Annotated in this window: 12 protein-coding genes; 3 read left to right on the top strand and 9 right to left on the bottom strand. The window is 70.7% G+C overall.

Features of this window, described 5'->3' with window-relative positions; genetic code table 11:
• Window positions 1-28: 28 nt before the first annotated feature.
• The 6 genes from CTJ15_RS07070 to rpsB form a co-directional block, all read right to left on the bottom strand.
• Entirely contained in the window at window positions 29-880 is an 852-nt protein-coding gene (locus CTJ15_RS07070) for a phosphatidate cytidylyltransferase (protein WP_019460059.1), read from the bottom strand.
• The gene (gene uppS, locus CTJ15_RS07065; protein ID WP_019460058.1) at window positions 880-1623 is read right to left on the bottom strand and encodes a polyprenyl diphosphate synthase; all 744 of its coding nucleotides are present in this window, start codon (window positions 1621-1623) and stop codon (window positions 880-882) included. Before uppS ends, CTJ15_RS07070 begins: the two co-directional genes overlap by 1 nt.
• Window positions 1624-1656: 33 nt before the next feature.
• Window positions 1657-2229, bottom strand: a complete 573-nt coding sequence (frr, locus tag CTJ15_RS07060; RefSeq protein WP_019460057.1) for a ribosome recycling factor — start codon at window positions 2227-2229, stop codon at window positions 1657-1659.
• Window positions 2230-2242: 13 nt separating this feature from the next.
• Entirely contained in the window at window positions 2243-2962 is a 720-nt protein-coding gene (gene pyrH, locus CTJ15_RS07055; protein ID WP_019460056.1) for a UMP kinase, read from the bottom strand.
• A gap of 167 nt (window positions 2963-3129) precedes the next feature.
• Window positions 3130-4044, bottom strand: coding sequence for a translation elongation factor Ts (tsf, locus tag CTJ15_RS07050; RefSeq protein ID WP_019460055.1), 915 nt, complete (start codon window positions 4042-4044; stop codon window positions 3130-3132).
• 88 nt (window positions 4045-4132) lie between these two features.
• Window positions 4133-5020: a 30S ribosomal protein S2 gene (gene rpsB / locus CTJ15_RS07045; protein WP_019460054.1), complete on the bottom strand. Its 888-nt coding sequence runs from the start codon at window positions 5018-5020 to the stop codon at window positions 4133-4135.
• Between the two features lie 382 nt (window positions 5021-5402).
• Here rpsB and CTJ15_RS07040 point away from each other — a divergent pair, with 382 nt between their 5' ends.
• The 3 genes from CTJ15_RS07040 (at window position 5403) to CTJ15_RS07030 (ending at window position 10335) form a co-directional block, all read left to right on the top strand.
• A complete protein-coding gene (locus tag CTJ15_RS07040; protein ID WP_099781388.1) occupies window positions 5403-7394 on the top strand; it encodes a PhoX family phosphatase in 1992 nt (663 codons plus the stop codon).
• Between the two features lie 167 nt (window positions 7395-7561).
• Window positions 7562-9250 carry a phospholipase D-like domain-containing protein gene (locus CTJ15_RS07035; RefSeq protein WP_226946068.1) on the top strand — a complete coding sequence of 563 codons (1689 nt, stop codon included), beginning with the start codon at window positions 7562-7564 and terminating at the stop codon, window positions 9248-9250.
• Between the two features lie 29 nt (window positions 9251-9279).
• Window positions 9280-10335: a DUF2278 family protein gene (locus CTJ15_RS07030; RefSeq protein ID WP_099781387.1), complete on the top strand. Its 1056-nt coding sequence runs from the start codon at window positions 9280-9282 to the stop codon at window positions 10333-10335.
• A gap of 51 nt (window positions 10336-10386) precedes the next feature.
• Here the strand turns inward: CTJ15_RS07030 and dnaE are convergent, their stop codons facing one another.
• The 3 genes from dnaE to CTJ15_RS07015 form a co-directional block, all read right to left on the bottom strand.
• Window positions 10387-13821, bottom strand: a complete 3435-nt coding sequence (dnaE, locus tag CTJ15_RS07025; protein ID WP_099781386.1) for a DNA polymerase III subunit alpha — start codon at window positions 13819-13821, stop codon at window positions 10387-10389.
• Window positions 13822-13883: 62 nt separating this feature from the next.
• On the bottom strand, window positions 13884-15446 hold the full coding sequence (locus CTJ15_RS07020) for a DUF5666 domain-containing protein (protein ID WP_099781385.1): 1563 nt from the start codon (window positions 15444-15446) through the stop codon (window positions 13884-13886).
• Between the two features lie 5 nt (window positions 15447-15451).
• A complete protein-coding gene (locus tag CTJ15_RS07015; RefSeq protein ID WP_099781384.1) occupies window positions 15452-16306 on the bottom strand; it encodes a DUF6502 family protein in 855 nt (284 codons plus the stop codon).
• Between the last annotated feature and the right edge of the window lie 23 nt (window positions 16307-16329).

The raw sequence follows: 16329 nt of genomic DNA, 5'->3' as shown, positions 1-16329 counted from the left end.
CACCCACTTCTTCTTTTTCCGCCCGGCGTCAGCGCCACAGCGGCACCCCGTAGCCCACCCCCAGCGCCAGCAGCGCCGCCACCGGCGCCGCCGCCAGCAGGCCGTCCAGCCGGTCCAGCAGCCCGCCATGGCCGGGGATCAGGCTGGAGGTGTCCTTCACCTTGAAATGCCGCTTGATCGCGCTTTCCAGCAGGTCGCCGGCCTGGGTGGCGACGGCGAGGATCGCGGCCACAGCCGCCGCCCGCGCCATGGAGCCCGGGGCCAGCACCAGGGTCAGCAGCGCGCCCACCAGCATGGCGAAGACGAGGCCCCCGATGGACCCGGACCAGGTCTTGTTCGGCGAGACCTGCGGCCAGAGCCTCGGCCCCCCGAAGACCCGCCCGGCCATGTAGGCGCCGATATCGCTGGCCCAGACCGCGGAAAGGAGGAAGAGGATGTTGTCCCGCCCGGCCTCGTTGTCGTGGCGCAGCTCAATCAGGCAGAGGCCGGCGATACCGATATAGAGCACGCCGAGGGCCAGGCTCAGCGCCGGCTGCTGCGGCACGCCCCGCCGTCCGCGCGATCGTTCCGCCCCTGTCCAGGCCAGGAAGAACCCCGCGACCAGCACCGCCCAGGACAGGGCCGAATGCCCGATCACCGCGACGATGCCGGCGAGGAAGATGGCGAGCGGCACGCCCAGGCCGGGGAAGACCCGGGTCCGCATGCCGCAGAGATGCACCCATTCCCAGGTCAGGATGGCGATGCAGATGGCGATCAGCAGGGTGTAGAGTTCGGCCCCCAGCCAGACGCAGAGCAGCGCCGTGGGGCCCAGGACCAGGGCGGAAAGGAAGCGCTTGCGCAGGTCGCGCCATCGCTTCTCCTCGGACTTCGCTTCCGCCATCAGCCCGCGATGGCGCCGTAGCGGCGCTCCCGCCGCCCGAATTCCTCCAGGGCGGCCCGGAGATGACCCGCGTTGAAATCCGGCCAGAGCACGTCCGTGAAGAACAGCTCCGCATAGGCGGACTGCCAGAGCAGGAAGTTCGACAGCCGGTGCTCGCCGGAAGTACGGATGATCAGGTCCGGGTCCGGCATCCCGGCGGTGGAGAGGTGGCGGGAGAACTGCTCCTCGTCCAGCGCCTGCGGGTCCAGCCGCCCCTCGGCCACGGCCTGGGCCACGGCGCGGGCGGCGGCCAGGATCTCCGCCCGGCTGCCATAGGACAGCGCCACGTTCAGGTTCAGCCGGGTGCCGCCGGCGGTGTCGCGCTCCGCCCGCAGGATGGCCTCCCCGGTTTCCGCGCCGAAGCGCGCCCGGTCGCCGATCACCCGCAGCCGCACCCCGTCGCGGACGAGCTGCGCGACCTCGTGGCGCAGGTAGTGCCGCAGCAGGCCGGTCAGCTCCAGCACCTCCTGCGCCGGGCGCCGCCAGTTCTCCGAGGAGAAGGCGAAGAGCGTGAGCCAGGGTATGCCGGCCTGGGCCGTGGCCTCGATGGCGCGCTTGGTGGCCTCGGCCCCGGCGCGGTGGCCCATGGCGCGGGGCAGGCCCCGTGCCGCGGCCCAACGGCCGTTGCCGTCCATGATGATGCCGATATGGGTCGGCATCGCGGCCGACGCCGGTTCGGGCCGACGTTCGGGCGCCGCACTCATCCGCTGGTCTTCATCCTGTGCAAGGCCGCCCGATCAGACCGCCTTGATATCCTTTTCCTTCTCCGCGAGCGCCTCGTCCACCCGCTTGACCGCCTGATCGGTCAGTTTCTGGATCTCGTCGGAATGGCGCTTGGCGTCGTCCTTGGAGATCTCGGACTTGGTCTCCCAGGCCTTCACCGTCTCCATGCCGTCGCGGCGCACGCCGCGCACCGCCACCTTGGCGGCCTCGGCATAGCGGGAGGCCTGCTTGGCCAGCTCGTTGCGGCGCTCCTGGGTCAGCGGCGGCAGAGGCACGCGGATCACCTGCCCCTCCGCCTGCGGGTTCAGGCCCAGGCTGGAATCCCGGATGGCGACCTCGACGGCCTTGACCACCGACTTGTCCCAGACCTGCACCGAGAGCAGGCCGGGCCCGGCCACCGAGACGTTGGCGACCTGGCTCAGCGGCTGGTTGGCGCCGTAGGCCTCGACCCGGATCGGCTCCAGCAGCGCCGGGCTGGCACGGCCGGTGCGCAGGCCGGAGAATTCCTTCTTCAGCGTGTCGAGGGCCCCGTCCATGCGGCGGACGAGATCCTGCTTGAGATGGGCGAAATCCGGGGCGGCGGCCATGAAACGGTATTCCTCAGTTCTCGACGACCGTGGTGAATCGCCCCTCGCCCTTCATGACGGCGGTGAAGGCACCCGGCTCGTGGATGTTGAAGACGACGATCGGCAGCTTGTTCTCGCGCGCCAGGCTGATCGCGGCGGCGTCCATCACCGCGAGGTCGCGGGCCAGGACGTCCAGGTAGGTCAGGGTCTCGTAGCGCTCGGCCTGCGGGTTCTTGCGCGGGTCGGCGGAGTAGATGCCATCCACCTGCGTGCCCTTCAGCAGCGCGTCGCAGCTCATCTCCGCGGCGCGCAGCGCGGCGGCGGTGTCGGTGGTGAAGTAGGGATTGCCGGTGCCGGCGGCGAAGATCACCACCCGGCCCTTCTCCATGTGGCGGATCGCGCGGCGGCGGATGAAGGGCTCGCACAGGCTTTGCAGCGGGATGGCGCTCTGCACCCGGGTCGTGACGCCCTGCCGCTCCAGCGCGCTCTGCATGGCCAGGGCGTTCATGACGGTGGCCAGCATGCCCATGCCATCCGCCTGCACCCGGTCCATGCCAGAGGCGGCGCCGGAGATGCCGCGGAAGATGTTGCCGCCGCCGATCACGAGGCAGACCTCGACCCCCAGCGCCACCACGTCCCGCACGTCCTGCGCGATGGCCTTCAGCGTCGCCGTGTCCAGCCCATAGTCCCGCGACCCCATCAGGGCCTCCCCGGACACTTTGAGCAGGACGCGCTTGTAGGTCGGGGAGGACATCGGCGGGCTATCCTTGAAGGTCGGGGAAGTTACTCAACGGCACCCGGGCCGGGCAAGGGTCGCCCGGCCAGCGGCCCCGGGGCCGGAGGACGCACGCCCTTGGGCGTATCCTCCGGAACACACCGGCCCCGGCCGTGGCCGTGGCCGGTGGAAGGCGGCAGGAGCGTTCAGCCGCCCACGCCGGCCGCGGCCGCGACCTCGGCGGCGAAGTCGCCGGCCTGCTTCTCGATGCCCTCGCCGAGCTGGAAGCGGGCGAAGCCCGTCAGCCTGGCGCCGGCCTTCTCGACGACCTTGCGCACGCGGCTCTCGCCGTCATGCACCCAGACCTGCTCCAGCAGCACCACTTCCTCGTAGTACTTGCGGATGCGGCCTTCGACCATCTTCTCGATGATGTTCTCGGGCTTGCCGGAGGCGCGGGCCTGCTCGGACAGCACCGCCTTCTCGCGCTCCAGCGCCGCCGGATCGACCGCGTCGACGTCCAGCGCGTCCGGACGGGTGGCGGCGATGTGCATGCCGACCTGACGGCCCAGGGTCTCCAGGGCGGCGACCTCGGAGGCGCCCTCGACGGCCACCAGCACGCCGATCTTGCCCAGGCCCGGCTTCACCGCGTTGTGCATGTAGGTCGCGACCGCGCCCTGCGACACGGAGAAGGTCCTGGCGCGGCGGATCGACATGTTCTCGCCGATCGTGGCGATCAGGCGGGTCAGCTCGTCGGCCACCGTGCCTTCGCCGCCGGGATAGCGGGCGGCCTTGATGGCCTCCACATCCTCGCCGACTTCCAGGGCGACCTCGGCCACCTGGGCGACGAAGTTCTGGAACTGCTCGTTGCGGGCCAGGAAGTCGGTCTCGGCGTTCACCTCGACCATGGCGGCCTTCAGCGGCGCGGAGGCCACGGCCACCAGGCCCTCGGCGGCGACGCGACCGGACTTCTTGGCGGCGGCGGAGAGGCCCTTCTTGCGCAGCCAGTCGATGGCGGCTTCCATGTCGCCATTCGCCTCAACCAGCGCCTTCTTGCAGTCCATCATACCCGCGCCGGTCTTCTCGCGAAGGTCGCGGACGAGGGCAGCCGTGATCTCGGCCATGGTGTTCTCCTCAATTGGCAAGGCACGCGCGCGGGGCATAGAACCCCGCGCGCGGCCCGTTTTCCAGTGGATTGCGGCGGCCGCGGCCTCAGCCGGCGCGGTTGCCGTCGTCCTCGTTGGCCTGGACCATGGTCTCCATGTCGGCCGTGGAGACGCCGCTGGTCGGGCTGGACTGGACCTCGCCCTCCAGCGCCACGTCACCGGCCAGCTCCTCCGGCAGCGTGCCCTCGGGCAGGCCCTCTTCCGGCAGTTCCTCGACCGCGCCCAGGTCCACGCCGGAGGCCTGCAGCTCGGCGCTGATGCCGTCGAACACGGCGCCGGCGACCATGTCGCAGTACAGGTTGATGGCGCGGATGGCGTCATCGTTGCCCGGGATCGGGTAGGTCACGCCCTGCGGATCGGCATTGCTGTCGCAGACGGCCACGACCGGGATGCCGAGCTTGTTGGCCTCCTCGATCGCCAGCTTCTCCTTGATGGTGTCGATCACGAAGATGATGTCGGGCAGGCCGCCCATTTCCTTGATGCCACCCAGGGCGCGGTCCAGCTTCTCCTTCTCGCGCGTCAGCATCAGGACCTCCTTCTTGGTGAGGCCCTGGGTGTCGCCGGCGAGCTGCGTCTCCATCTGCTTCAGGCGCTTGATAGAGCCGGTGATGGTCTTCCAGTTGGTGAGCATGCCGCCCAGCCAGCGGTGGTTCACGTAGTACTGGCCGCAGCGGGTCGCGGCCTCGGCCACGTACTCGGCGGCGGACTTCTTGGTGCCCACGAAGAGCACGCGGCCGCCGGCGGCGACCACGTCGCGCACGGCCTTCAGGGCGCGCTCCATCATCGGCACGGTCTGCTGCAGGTCCAGGATATGCACCTGGTTGCGCACGCCGAAGATGTAGGGCGCCATGCGCGGATTCCAGCGCCGCGTGTGGTGGCCGAAGTGGACGCCCGCTTCGAGCAGGCCGCGCAGGGAAACTTCCGGCATCGCCATGATTGGCGTTCCTTTCCTTCCGATGGAGTCCGGTTGAACCTCCGCGGCGCTGAGCCCCCCTTGCCCTGATGGCGTCGGGGAGGACCGGACCCTTGCCGCTTGTCTCGGAAGGGCGCGCCGCGTGCGGATTTGCCGCCGGCGGAACGATCCCGCCGGCGGCGTGGGGCACATGGCACAGCCGTGCCGCCCGCGCAAGAGGCGGCGTCCGCGCCGGTGCCCGCCATGCCGTTCCGCCCCGCTTCCGCCACCCCGCCCGGCGGTGCCGGGCGCAAATAAGACAGTACCGTTAAATCAGCGCGTTAACATGGAAGCGCGGTTGTTCCGCGATCCCTGCGGCCGCTATGCCGCAGCCGCCGACGACCTCAAGGGATCAATAGGACCCATGTCCATCACCGTGGAGCAGCCGCTCGCCGCGGCGGATGCCGATCTCGACGAGATCGGTGTGAACGTTTCCCCCGAACCCGATTTCCAGACCGTGCTGGGGCGCCGCCTCGTGCGCCGTTCCTTCTTCCGCGGCGTGCTGGGCGCGGCCACCGTGGCCAGCCTCGGCTCCGCCCTGCCCGGCTCGCGCCCGGCGCTGGCCGCGGGCAGCGTCCCCGCGGGCCAGGGCCAGCGCCTGTCCAGCCTGACCTTTCCCGAGATCCAGCATGGGCCGCGCCCGGACCTCGCCGTTGCGGAGGGCTACGAGGCCCGGGTGCTGATCCGCTGGGGCGACAAGGTCCTGCCGGGGGCGCCGGAATTCGACCCGCACCGCCAGACCGCCGCCGCCCAGGCGCAGCAGTTCGGCTACAACAACGACTTCCAGGCCTTTCTGCCGCTGCCGCGCGGCTCGGCCTCCTCGGACCACGGGCTGCTCTGGGTGAACCACGAGTATCCCGAGGCGCAGATGATGTTTCCCAGCCTGGACGCGAAGACCATGGGCGATGCCCTGACGCGCGAGCAGGTGGACGTCACCATGCAGTCGATCGGCGGCAGCGTGGTCGAGGTCCGGCGGCAGGACGGCGCCTGGCAGGTCGTGCTGGGCCCGCAGAACCGCCGCATCACCGCCACCACCTCGATGCGGATCTCCGGCCCCGCCGCCGGCGACACGCGGCTGCGCACCGGCGCCGACCCGGAGGGCCGCAGCGTCCTCGGCATGATCGGCAACTGCGCCGGCGGGGTCACGCCCTGGGGCACGATCCTGACCTGCGAGGAGAACTTCGACACCTACTTCTCCGGCGACGCCACGAAGGGGCCGGAGGCCGCCGCCTGGAAGCGCATGGGGCTGAACGGCAAGTCCAACCAGGGCTGGGCGCGCTTCCACGACCGCTTCGACCTGGCCAAGGAGCCGAACGAGCCGAACCGCTTCGGCTGGGTGGTCGAGATCGACCCCTATGACCCGGACTCCACCCCGGTGAAGCGCACCGCCCTGGGCCGCTTCAAGCACGAGGCCGCCACCACCGCCCTCACGCCGGACGGCCATGTCGCCGTCTATACGGGCGACGACCAGCGCTTCGAGTACCTCTACCGCTTCGTCAGCCGCGACCGCTACGACCCGCAGAACCGCGAGGCGAACCGCGACCTGCTGGACCACGGCACCCTCTCCGTAGCCCGCTTTGGCGATGACGGCCAGGTGGAATGGCTGCCGCTGGTCTTCGGCGAGGGCCCCCTCACCCCGGAGAACGGCTTCCGCTCCGCCGCCGATGTCATGATCGATGTCCGCCGCGCCGCCGACCTGCTGCGGGCGACGCCGATGGACCGGCCGGAGGACGTGGAGCCGAACCCGGTGACGGGGCGGGTCTATGTGGTGCTGACCAACAACAACCAGCGCAAGGCGGACCAGCTCGACAAGGCCAATCCGCGGGCGAAGAACCTCTATGGCCAGATCCTGGAGATGACGCCCCCGGACCGCAACGGGAAGCCGGACCACGGCGCCGCCCGCTTCGCCTGGGAGATGTTCATCATGGCCGGGAACCCGGAGATCGAGGAGCACCACGCCTCCTACGGTGCCGGCGTCTCCCCTTCCGGCTGGTTCGCCTGCCCCGACAACATCGCCTTCGACGGCCAGGGCCGGCTCTGGATCGCCACCGACCAGGGCGAGCAGCAGTCGGCGAACGGCATCGGCGACGGCATCTGGGCCTGCGACACCACCGGCCGCGGCCGCGCCGTCACCCGCATGTTCTTCCGCACCCCCACGGGCGCGGAGATGTGCGGCCCGGTGTTCACGCCGGACAGCCGCGGCTTCTTCGTGGCGGTGCAGCACCCGGCCAACGACGACCCGACCACGACCTATGCCGCGCCGACCACCCGCTGGCCGGATTTCCGCGACGACATGCCGCCCCGCCCTTCGGTGGTGAGCATCGTCCGGAAGGATGGCGGGGTGATCGGAAGCTGAAGATAGGCTAACGTATCGCCCAGCGGGGGGAAAGCCGGGGCTTTCCCCCTCCTTCTCCTCCGCCGCCCGGTGCCCTGGGACACAGACGGCTCCAGGCCCGGGCATTCCATTCTGCTACCGGAATGCAAGGGGCCGCGCCGCCGGCGGGCCCGGCCAAGGGGGAAACCATGCGGGTTCGCCACCTCCATTCCGGCATGACGGTCCAGGCCGTGGCCGGATGCCATGTCGTCCTGCTGGGCTTCGACATCGACGCACGGGGGCGGCGCGGCCTGCGCGGCTTTGCAGTGCGCCGCACCGACAGGGCGGAGGACGAGAGCGTCTGGATGAAGGGCAGCAAGACCTTCCGCTCGGTCAGGCCCTCGATCGGCGCCGGCGAGCAGTTCTCCAGCCTGCTGCACCCGTTCCAGACCTTCCAGTGGGCGGATTACTCGGCCAGGCCCGGCCGCGACTACACCTACGAGGCCGTGCCCATGTATGGCGTGCCCGGCGCGCTGCGGCAGGGTGATCCGGTCCGCCTGGACATCCGGACGGAGCCGGTGGAGGGGGCGGCGCACAGCGTGCTGTTCAACCGCGGCGCCGTCGCGACCCAGGAGTATGCGCGGCGCTTCCAGAACAGGAAGCCTTCGGCGGTCGGGCCGGCCGCCTATGAATGGCTGTCGCGCGGGCTGGAGGAAGGCATCCTGGGCTTCGTCGCCCGTGCGAAGGACGAGAGCTGGGCCATCAGGGGCGCCTTCTATGAATTCCAGTGGCCGGCGGTGCTGGAGGCGCTGGGCGCGGCACGACGCCGCCGGGCGGATGTCGAGATCGTCTTCGACGACATCGCGGGCGGCAGCGCCCATGCGGAGAACGAGGCGGCGATCCGCGCCGCGCGGATCCGCGGCATCTGCACCCCCCGCACCCAGGGCAAGCTGATGCACAACAAGTTCCTGGTGCTGCTGCACCGGGACAAGCCCCAGGCCCTGCTCTTCGGTTCCACCAACCTGACCGAGAACGGGATCTTCGGCCACGCCAACTGCGTGCACATCGTCGAGGATGCCGGGGTGGCGCAGGCCTATCTCGACTATTTCGGCCAGCTTCGCCGCGATCCGCCGACCGACCGGGCCCGGCCCGCCTACCGCGCCTGGAACACCGGACACAGCCCCGCCCCGGCGGAGGTCCCGAAGGGCGGGATGGCGCCGGTCTTCTCGCCGCGCTCCGGCCTGGAGGCCCTCGACTGGTATGCGGAGATCGCCGGGCAGGCGCGGCGTGCCCTGTGCATGACCTTCGCCTTCGGGATGAACGAGCGCTTCCGCAACGTCTATGGCCGCGACGACGCCGTGCTGCGCCTCGGCCTCATGGAGAAGGAGTGGAACGGCCGCAACAAGGAGGCGCAGATCGCCGCGATCCGCGCGCTCCAGGCCCGACCCAATGTCGTGATCGCCATCGGCAACCGGATCCCGCTGAGCGGCTTCGACCAGTGGCTGGGCGAGATCGACCGCATCGTTCCCGACACGCATGTCCAGTGGATCCACACCAAGTTCATGCTCGCGGACCCGCTCTCCGACGACCCCGTGGTTGTCACCGGCTCGGCGAATTTCAGCGAGGCCGGCATCAGCGCCAACGACGAGAACATGCTGGTGATCCGCGGCGATACGCGGGTGGCCGACATCTATCTCGGCGAGTTCTTCCGGCTGCACGCGCATTACGCCTTCCGGCAGGCGGTCGGGATCTTCCTGCGGAACAACCCGGGAAAGACGCCCGAGGACTTCGCGTCGCGCTTCCTGGTCGAGGAGGGCGACTGGACCGAGGACTACTTCACGCCGGGCGACCGCAACACCCGCCATGCGAGGCGGCTCTACTTCGCCGGCGTGGCGTAGCGGGACCCCCAACCCCCAGGGAGCCGAACATGCCGCTCAAGCAGTATTCTGTCCTGAAGGGCCGGCCGGTGGATGTCCGTCAGGGCTCCGGCACCAGCCCGCACTATCATGTGCTGGTCGTCGACGACACGGAGCGCTACCGCATCGCAGTCAACGTCCAGTCGCAGGACGGCAGCCAGGTGCTCTATTACGTCGACACGCGCTTCGAGCATCCGATGCTGGAGCAGTTGTCGGCGATCGAGCCGGGCATGCACCCGGTCCCCTCGCGGCCGGGCGGTATCGCGCTCGACTTCATCCGCGGCAACCTCTTCCAGCCGCAGCAGATGGTGGGGCTGCCGATCCAGGCGCCCGGGCCGGACAACGACCTGAACGAGAAGATCGGCATGTATGTCCAGCGCGCCATGGCCGACGAGATGGCGGCGATCTACGCCTTCGGCGAGCCCTGGGGCCCGGAGCCGAAGAAGCGTGACAACTATTTCGGCTTCCTGCCCGGCCGCGGCATCCACGACATCCACATGAACCAGGGCAACCCGCCCGGCCGCTTCGCCGGCGACAACGGCCCCTGGCAGGATGGCGGCCTGCTGTTCCAGTTCCCCCGGCAGGGCCAGTGGGTGGCGATCTTCCTGAAATTCGCCACCCAGGCCTGGCATACCGATGACCGGACGGCGGATGCGCTGGACCTCGCGGGCAGCGGCCCAGCGGGCGATGCGGCGGCGCGCCAGCCCGGCATCGTCGCGCCGGACCGGTTGCCTACGGTGGACATGCCGGACGGGCTGGTCCGCATCGTCGCGGCCCTGGTGAACGACACCGCCAGCCCGGAGCGCGAGACGGTCACGCTGCTGAACACCTCGCACGAGGATGTCAGCCTGGAGAACTGGTCGCTGGCCGACCGGATGAAGGCCAGAATGCCGCTTTCCGGCACGATCGCGGCCGGGGCGACGCGGCAGGTCGGAGTCCAGCCCCCCATGACCCTGTCCAACCGTGGCGGCATCATCACCCTGCTCGACAGCCGCGGGGTGAAGGTGCACGGCGTGTCCTATACGCGCGGCCAGGCCGCCCAGCCGGGCAGGACCATCGCCTTCTGACGGGGCCCGGCCACCGCCGGAGGGGGGCGGGACCGTCACGCCGGCTGCGGATCAGGCCGCCCGCACATCCGTCACGCCGGGCAGGACGCGCAGCCGCTGCGTCAGGCGCGGCGAGACGTTCCAGGTGCCCGGCACGGTGATCTCCACCTCCTGCGTCTCGCCCAGGCAGGGGACGAGCACCACCTTGCTCTTGCCCCTGCCCTCGCCGCGCAGGATCTCGGCAACGCTGTGCACCGCCTCCTCCTCCGCCACCAGGATGCGGATGCCGGTGGCGACCGCCGAGGCCGCCTGGTCGAGCAATTCGCAGGAACTCGCGGTCAGGCGCAGCGCATCGCCATCCATCCGCACATCGGCGGCGAAGATGACCGCCATGCCTTCCTTCAGGATCTCGCGCGACTTGGAGAGCACCTCGGAGAAGCAGGTGACCTCGGTGCTGCCGCTGGAATCGGAGATCCGGACCCAGGCCATGCGGCTGCCGGTCTTGGTGGTGCGCTCCTTGGTGCCGACCACGGTCCCGGCCAGCTTGATGACCCCCGCCCCGCCGCGCGCCGCCGCCTCCATCCGGGCGATGGGGGTGACGCGCAGCTTGGCCAGGACTTCCTTGTAGCTGTCCAGCGGATGTGCCGAGAGGTGGAAGCCGATCGCCTCCGCCTCCTCGGCCAGCTTCTCCAGCGTCGGCCAGTCGGGGCGCTCCGGCAGGCGCAGCGGCGCCTCTTCCGCCGCCACCCCGCCGAAGAGGCCGATCTGGTCGCTCGACCGCTCCTCGGCCGAGGACTGGGCGCGGCGCAGGATCGCCTCCGCCCCATGCATCACCCGGGCGCGGTTCCGGTCGAGTCCCTCGAAGGCCCCGGCGCGGGCGAGGTTCTCCAGCTGCATCTTGTTCAGCAGCTTGGGATCGACGCGGGCGGCGAAGTCCACCAGCGAGCGGAAGGGGCCACCCTGCTTGCGGGAGGCCACGAGGTCGCGCATGGCTCCCAGCCCGACGCGCTTCACCGCGGCCAGGGCGAAGCGAATGGACTTCTTCCCGTCCTCGGCGATCTCGACGTTGAACTCCGCCTCGGAAAGATTCACGTCCGGCGGCAGCACCTTGATGCCGAGGCGCGAGGCTTCTCCCATATGCCCGGCCAGCTTGTCCGTGTTGCCGAGGTCGAGCGACATCGAGGCCGCGAGGAACTCCTCCGGATGGTTCGCCTTCAGCCAGGCGGTCTGGTAGGCGACCAGGGCATAGGCGGCGGCGTGCGACTTGTTGAAGCCGTATTCCGCGAACTTCTCCATCAGGTCGAAGATCTCGCCGGCCTTGTTCTCCGGCACGCCGTTCCTCGTGGCGCCCTCGACGAAGATCTTGCGCTGCGCCTCCATCTCGGCGCGGTTCTTCTTGCCCATGGCACGGCGCAGAAGGTCGGCGCCGCCGAGCGAATAGCCCGCCAACTCCTGGCTGATCTGCATCACCTGCTCCTGGTAGACCAGGATGCCATAGGTCTCCTCGACCAGCGCCCGCATCTTCGGATGCGGCGCGTCCCAGGCCTCGCCATGCTTGCGCTGGCAATAGGCGGGGATATTGGCCATCGGCCCCGGCCGGTAGAGCGAGACGGCGGCGATCAGATCCTCGAACCGGTCGGGCCGCATCATGCGCAGCACGTCGCGCATGCCCTGGGATTCGAACTGGAACACCGAGGCGGAATCGCCCCGCGCCAGCATCTCGTAGGTCTTCGCGTCATCCAGGGGGATACGGGCGAGATCGACCTCGATGCCCTGTTTCGCCAGCATCTGCACCGCGCGCTGCAGCACGGTGAGCGTCTTCAGGCCCAGGAAGTCGAACTTCACCAGCGAGGCGCTCTCCACGTATTTCATGGAGTACTGCGTCACCAAGTCCGGCGCCCGCGGGTCGCGGTAGAGCGGCATGATGTCGATCAGCGGCTTGCGCCCGATCACCACGCCGGCGGCATGGGTGGAGGCGTTGCGGAACAACCCCTCCAGCTCCAGCGCCGTCTCCATCAGCCGCGCCACCGTCTCGTCCGCCTTCTGCAATTCCTGCAGGCGCGGCTCGCCGTCGATCGCCTGCCGCAGGCTGACCGGCTTGGCGGGGTTGAAGGGAATCAGCTCGGCGATCTTGTTCACCTGGCCATAGGGCATGCCCATGACGCGCCCCACGTCGCGCACCACCGCCTTGGCCTGGAGGCGGCCGAAGGTGATGATCTGCCCCACCCGGTCCTCGCCATATTCGCGGCGGACGTAGTTGATCACCTCGTCGCGCCGGTCCTGGCAGAAGTCGATGTCGAAATCCGGCATCGAGACGCGCTCGGGGTTCAGGAACCGCTCGAACAGCAGGCCGAACTGCATCGGGTCGAGATCGGTGATGGTCAGCGCCCAGGCCGCCACCGAGCCGGCGCCCGAGCCACGCCCCGGCCCCACCGGGATGTCCTGCGCCTTGGCCCACTGGATGAAGTCGGCCACGATCAGGAAATAGCCCGCGAAGCCCATCTTCTCGATGATGTCGAGCTCGAAGGCGAGGCGCTCGCGATAGGGCTCCCGGTCCGTGGTGCCCTGCGCATCCAGCCGCGCCTCCAGCCCGCGCTTGGCCATGTCGCGCACCGTCTCGGCCTCGGTCATGCCCGGCTGCACCTTGGGGCAGATCGGCAGCTCCGGCTTGCGCGTTTCCGCCATCACCGCGCAGCGGCGGGCGATGGCGAGCGTGTTGTCGCAGGCCTCTGGCAGGTCGGCGAAGAGCTTGCGCATCGCCTCGGGCGGCTTGAACCAGTGCTCCGGCGTGCAGCGCGGCCGGTCCGGCTCGGCCAGGGTGCGGCCATGCGCGATGCAGAGCAGCGCGTCATGCGCCTCGTACATCCGTGCCTCGGCGAAATGCACGTCGTTGGCCGCCACCAGCGGCACGCCCACGAGATCGGCCAGCGCGATCAGCCCCGGCTCCGCCGCGCGGTCGCGGTCGGTGCCATGCCGGGTCAGCTCCACCGCCAGCCGGTCGCCGAAAGCCTCGTGCAGTGTCCGCAGCAGGTGCTCCGCCGGATCGCGCCGCCCTTCCAGCAGCAGCCGCCCGAGCGGCCCGCGCGTGCCGCCGGTCAGCAGCGTCACGCCCTCGCTGCATTCGCGGAGCTGGTCGAGATCGATGCAGGGCAGGCCCGAGATGTCCTCGCCCAGCCAGCCGAGCGAGGAAAGGCGCTGCACGTTGACCAACCCCTGGCGGTCCATCGCCAGCGCCACCACCGGATCGGGCTGGCAGCGCATCGGCTCCGGCCGTTCCTCCGTCGCACGGCGGGAGAGCCAGAGCTGGCAGCCCATGATCGGCTGCACATTCTCCTTCGTGGCGTACTGCGCGAATTCCAGCCCGCCGAACATGTTGGAGGTATCTGTCAGGGCCACCGCCGGCATGCCCAGCTTGCGGGCGAGGCCGGGGAGCTTGTCGGCCTTGATGGCGCCCTCCGCGAGGGAATAGGCGGAATGGACGTGGAGATGGACGAAGCTGCCGGACATGTCCCCCTTGTAGCACAGGCCGGCGATTCGGACCCGGTGGGAGGCGGCACACCCCCGCCGCCTCAGCGCCCCCGCATCGGCCCGGCCGGCATGCCCTGGCCATCGCCCCCACCGGACGGCCCCTCCGCCGGCATGCCCTGTCCTGAACCCTGCCTCGGCTCGCGGCCCTGATCCCGCAGCAGCGGCCCGCCCTGGCCGCGGCCGCCACCCACCCCCGGACGACCGCCATCCCGGTTCAGGTCGTTCGCGTCGCGGCCACCCGGCACCGGGGCCGGTTCCCAGCTTCCGCCCGCCCGGCCGGCGCCGCCCACCGGGTCGGCGCCACCTCCGGCTCCGGCCCGCGCCGCGCCCGGAACGCCGCGAGGCGCCGCCTGCCCGGCCGGCCCCGCAGGGGACATGCCCGGCCCTCCGCGTGCGCCGGCCGCACCGCCGCCCATGCCGCGCCCCATCCCGGGACCCATGGCCGGGGATTGCGGGCCCAGCGGCGTCCCGGCCCCTGCCCTCGTGCCGAAGGGCGCGTCCCGCAACCCGGCCGCGACGATCCCGCGCCCCGGTTCCCGGCGCAGGTCCAGCACGCCCCGCCCCGCCGCCCCGCCCCGCGGCGGCGGCGCGAGCGGCCCGAGCCCATAGCCGGGGCGCAGATAGCTGCCATCCCAGCCGATATAGGACTCGATCACGAAGCGTCCGACGCCAGGGCCGAAGCTGGCCGGCAGGTCCGTCAGCAGCCGATCCGCCTCCACCGAGCGCGCCAGCATCCGGCCGCCGGACAGGGGGCCGCTGGCCACCACATAGCCGCCCGGCCGCAGGTCGATGCCGGCACCCGGGCTGACCGGCAGCGCACCGATCCGCAGGCTGCCATCCGCATCGCGCGCCAGCAGGCCATGAACGGTGACCGGCCCGGGCGCCCGGCGGTCGATGCGCGTCGCCACGATCGCCCCGCTGGGATCGCGCAGCCCGCTCACCGTGATCCAGTCGCCCGGCGCCCAGGCAGTACCGCCCCGCGTGGAATCGTCCAGGCGCACGCGCTGGCCCGCGACGGTCAGGGCACGGCCTCCATCGCCTTCCGACACGCTGCCGACCGGCCCCGAGACCTCGTGGCGGACGGCCATGCGCCGCGCCCGCAGCACCTGGCCCTCGCCAGCCGCCTCCAGCACCACGACCTGGCCGACGCGCAGCGAATCCGGCCGCATCCAGCCATCCTCCAGCGCCACGGGCAGGGCGTCGTCGTAGAGCACCTCCAGCCCGTTCACGCAGACGCTCGCGAAGCCGGTGACGGTGCCGACGATCCCGGTGCCGCCGATGCCACGGTCCTGGCCGCCGGTCTGCGATCCCGTCTGATTGGAATCCGCGACGGCGCCGGTCCCGCCGATGCCGCGGTCCTGCGCGGCCGCGATCGCGCCCGTGCCGCCGATGCCACGGTCCTGGCCGCCGGATGGTGTTCCGGCGATGGCCCCCGTGCCGCCGATGCCGCGTTCGGCCAGGACCGGCCCGTCATCGGGGCCGATCCGGCAGAAGCCAGGGCGCGGTTCCCCATCGCGGGCGGCGGACCCGCCGGCATCCTGCCCGGCAGGCGGCGCATTCGCACAGGCCGCCAGCAGGAACAGAAGAGCGACAGCCCAACGCATGCGTGTCACCCTTCCGCGCGGTTCCCGTCATCCTCGGCATAGAGATATACGCCGAGATTGAAGCGGCGTGTCAGGGTCCCGGCAGCGGCCTCGCCCTTTTCCTCCAGCATGGCCAGAGCCAGGCGGTTGATCTCGACCAGGAGCCGCTGTGCCGATTCGCGCCCGGCCGCCTCCAGCACCGCCGCGACCTCCGGGCTCAGCCCGTCATAGTGCACGCTGCGATCGAGGAAGGGGGCCGGCCCGGCAGCCATGACATTCGCCGTGGCCGCCGCGAGGTGGTCGTGGATATTGCGGGCGAAGAAGAAGAGCTGTTCCTCCTTGCCCGGCGCCGGCAGGAAGGCCGCCGCCAGCAGGTGCACGCGGTCCTCCTCGTCCAGCCGCACGATTCCCTGGGCGATCCAGTCATCCAGCACCGCCCTCGGCCGGACATCGGTGGTGACCGAGGCGACCAGCGCCTCGAAGGACGGCACGCCCTCCGGCGCGCTGCGCGGCAGGGGCAGCGGCTGTCCATCCGGGCCGGTATAGGTGGGCTGCCCCAGCCAGCGCGCGATGATCCCGGTGGCCAGCGTCACCATGACCGGCACCTCCGCCACGTCGCCGCCTTCCTCGCGCAGCCGGCGGATCTCCTTCCGGTGCACGCCGGTCATCAGGCTGATCCGGCTGTCCGTGCGGCTCTTCGGGTCCGTGAGCAGTTCCTGGCTCGCGACCTCCACATAGAGGCCGCGCAGCAGGTCGGCGAGCACCGGGAAGGTCACGCCGCTGCGGATCAGCAGCCGCACGAGGGGGCGCAGGAGGCGGCGCAGGGGCTTGGTCAGGCTGTCCGGCAGAGGCAGGTCGGCGCGGTCGGGAACAACTGGCATCCGGAGGGATGGGTCCTTGGGCT

It is taken from the genome of Roseomonas sp. FDAARGOS_362, assembly GCF_002754815.1.
Lineage (GTDB): Bacteria > Pseudomonadota > Alphaproteobacteria > Acetobacterales > Acetobacteraceae > Roseomonas > Roseomonas mucosa.
Note: the sequence above shows the minus strand (reverse complement) of the source record. Positions and strands in the feature narration are given on the sequence as shown.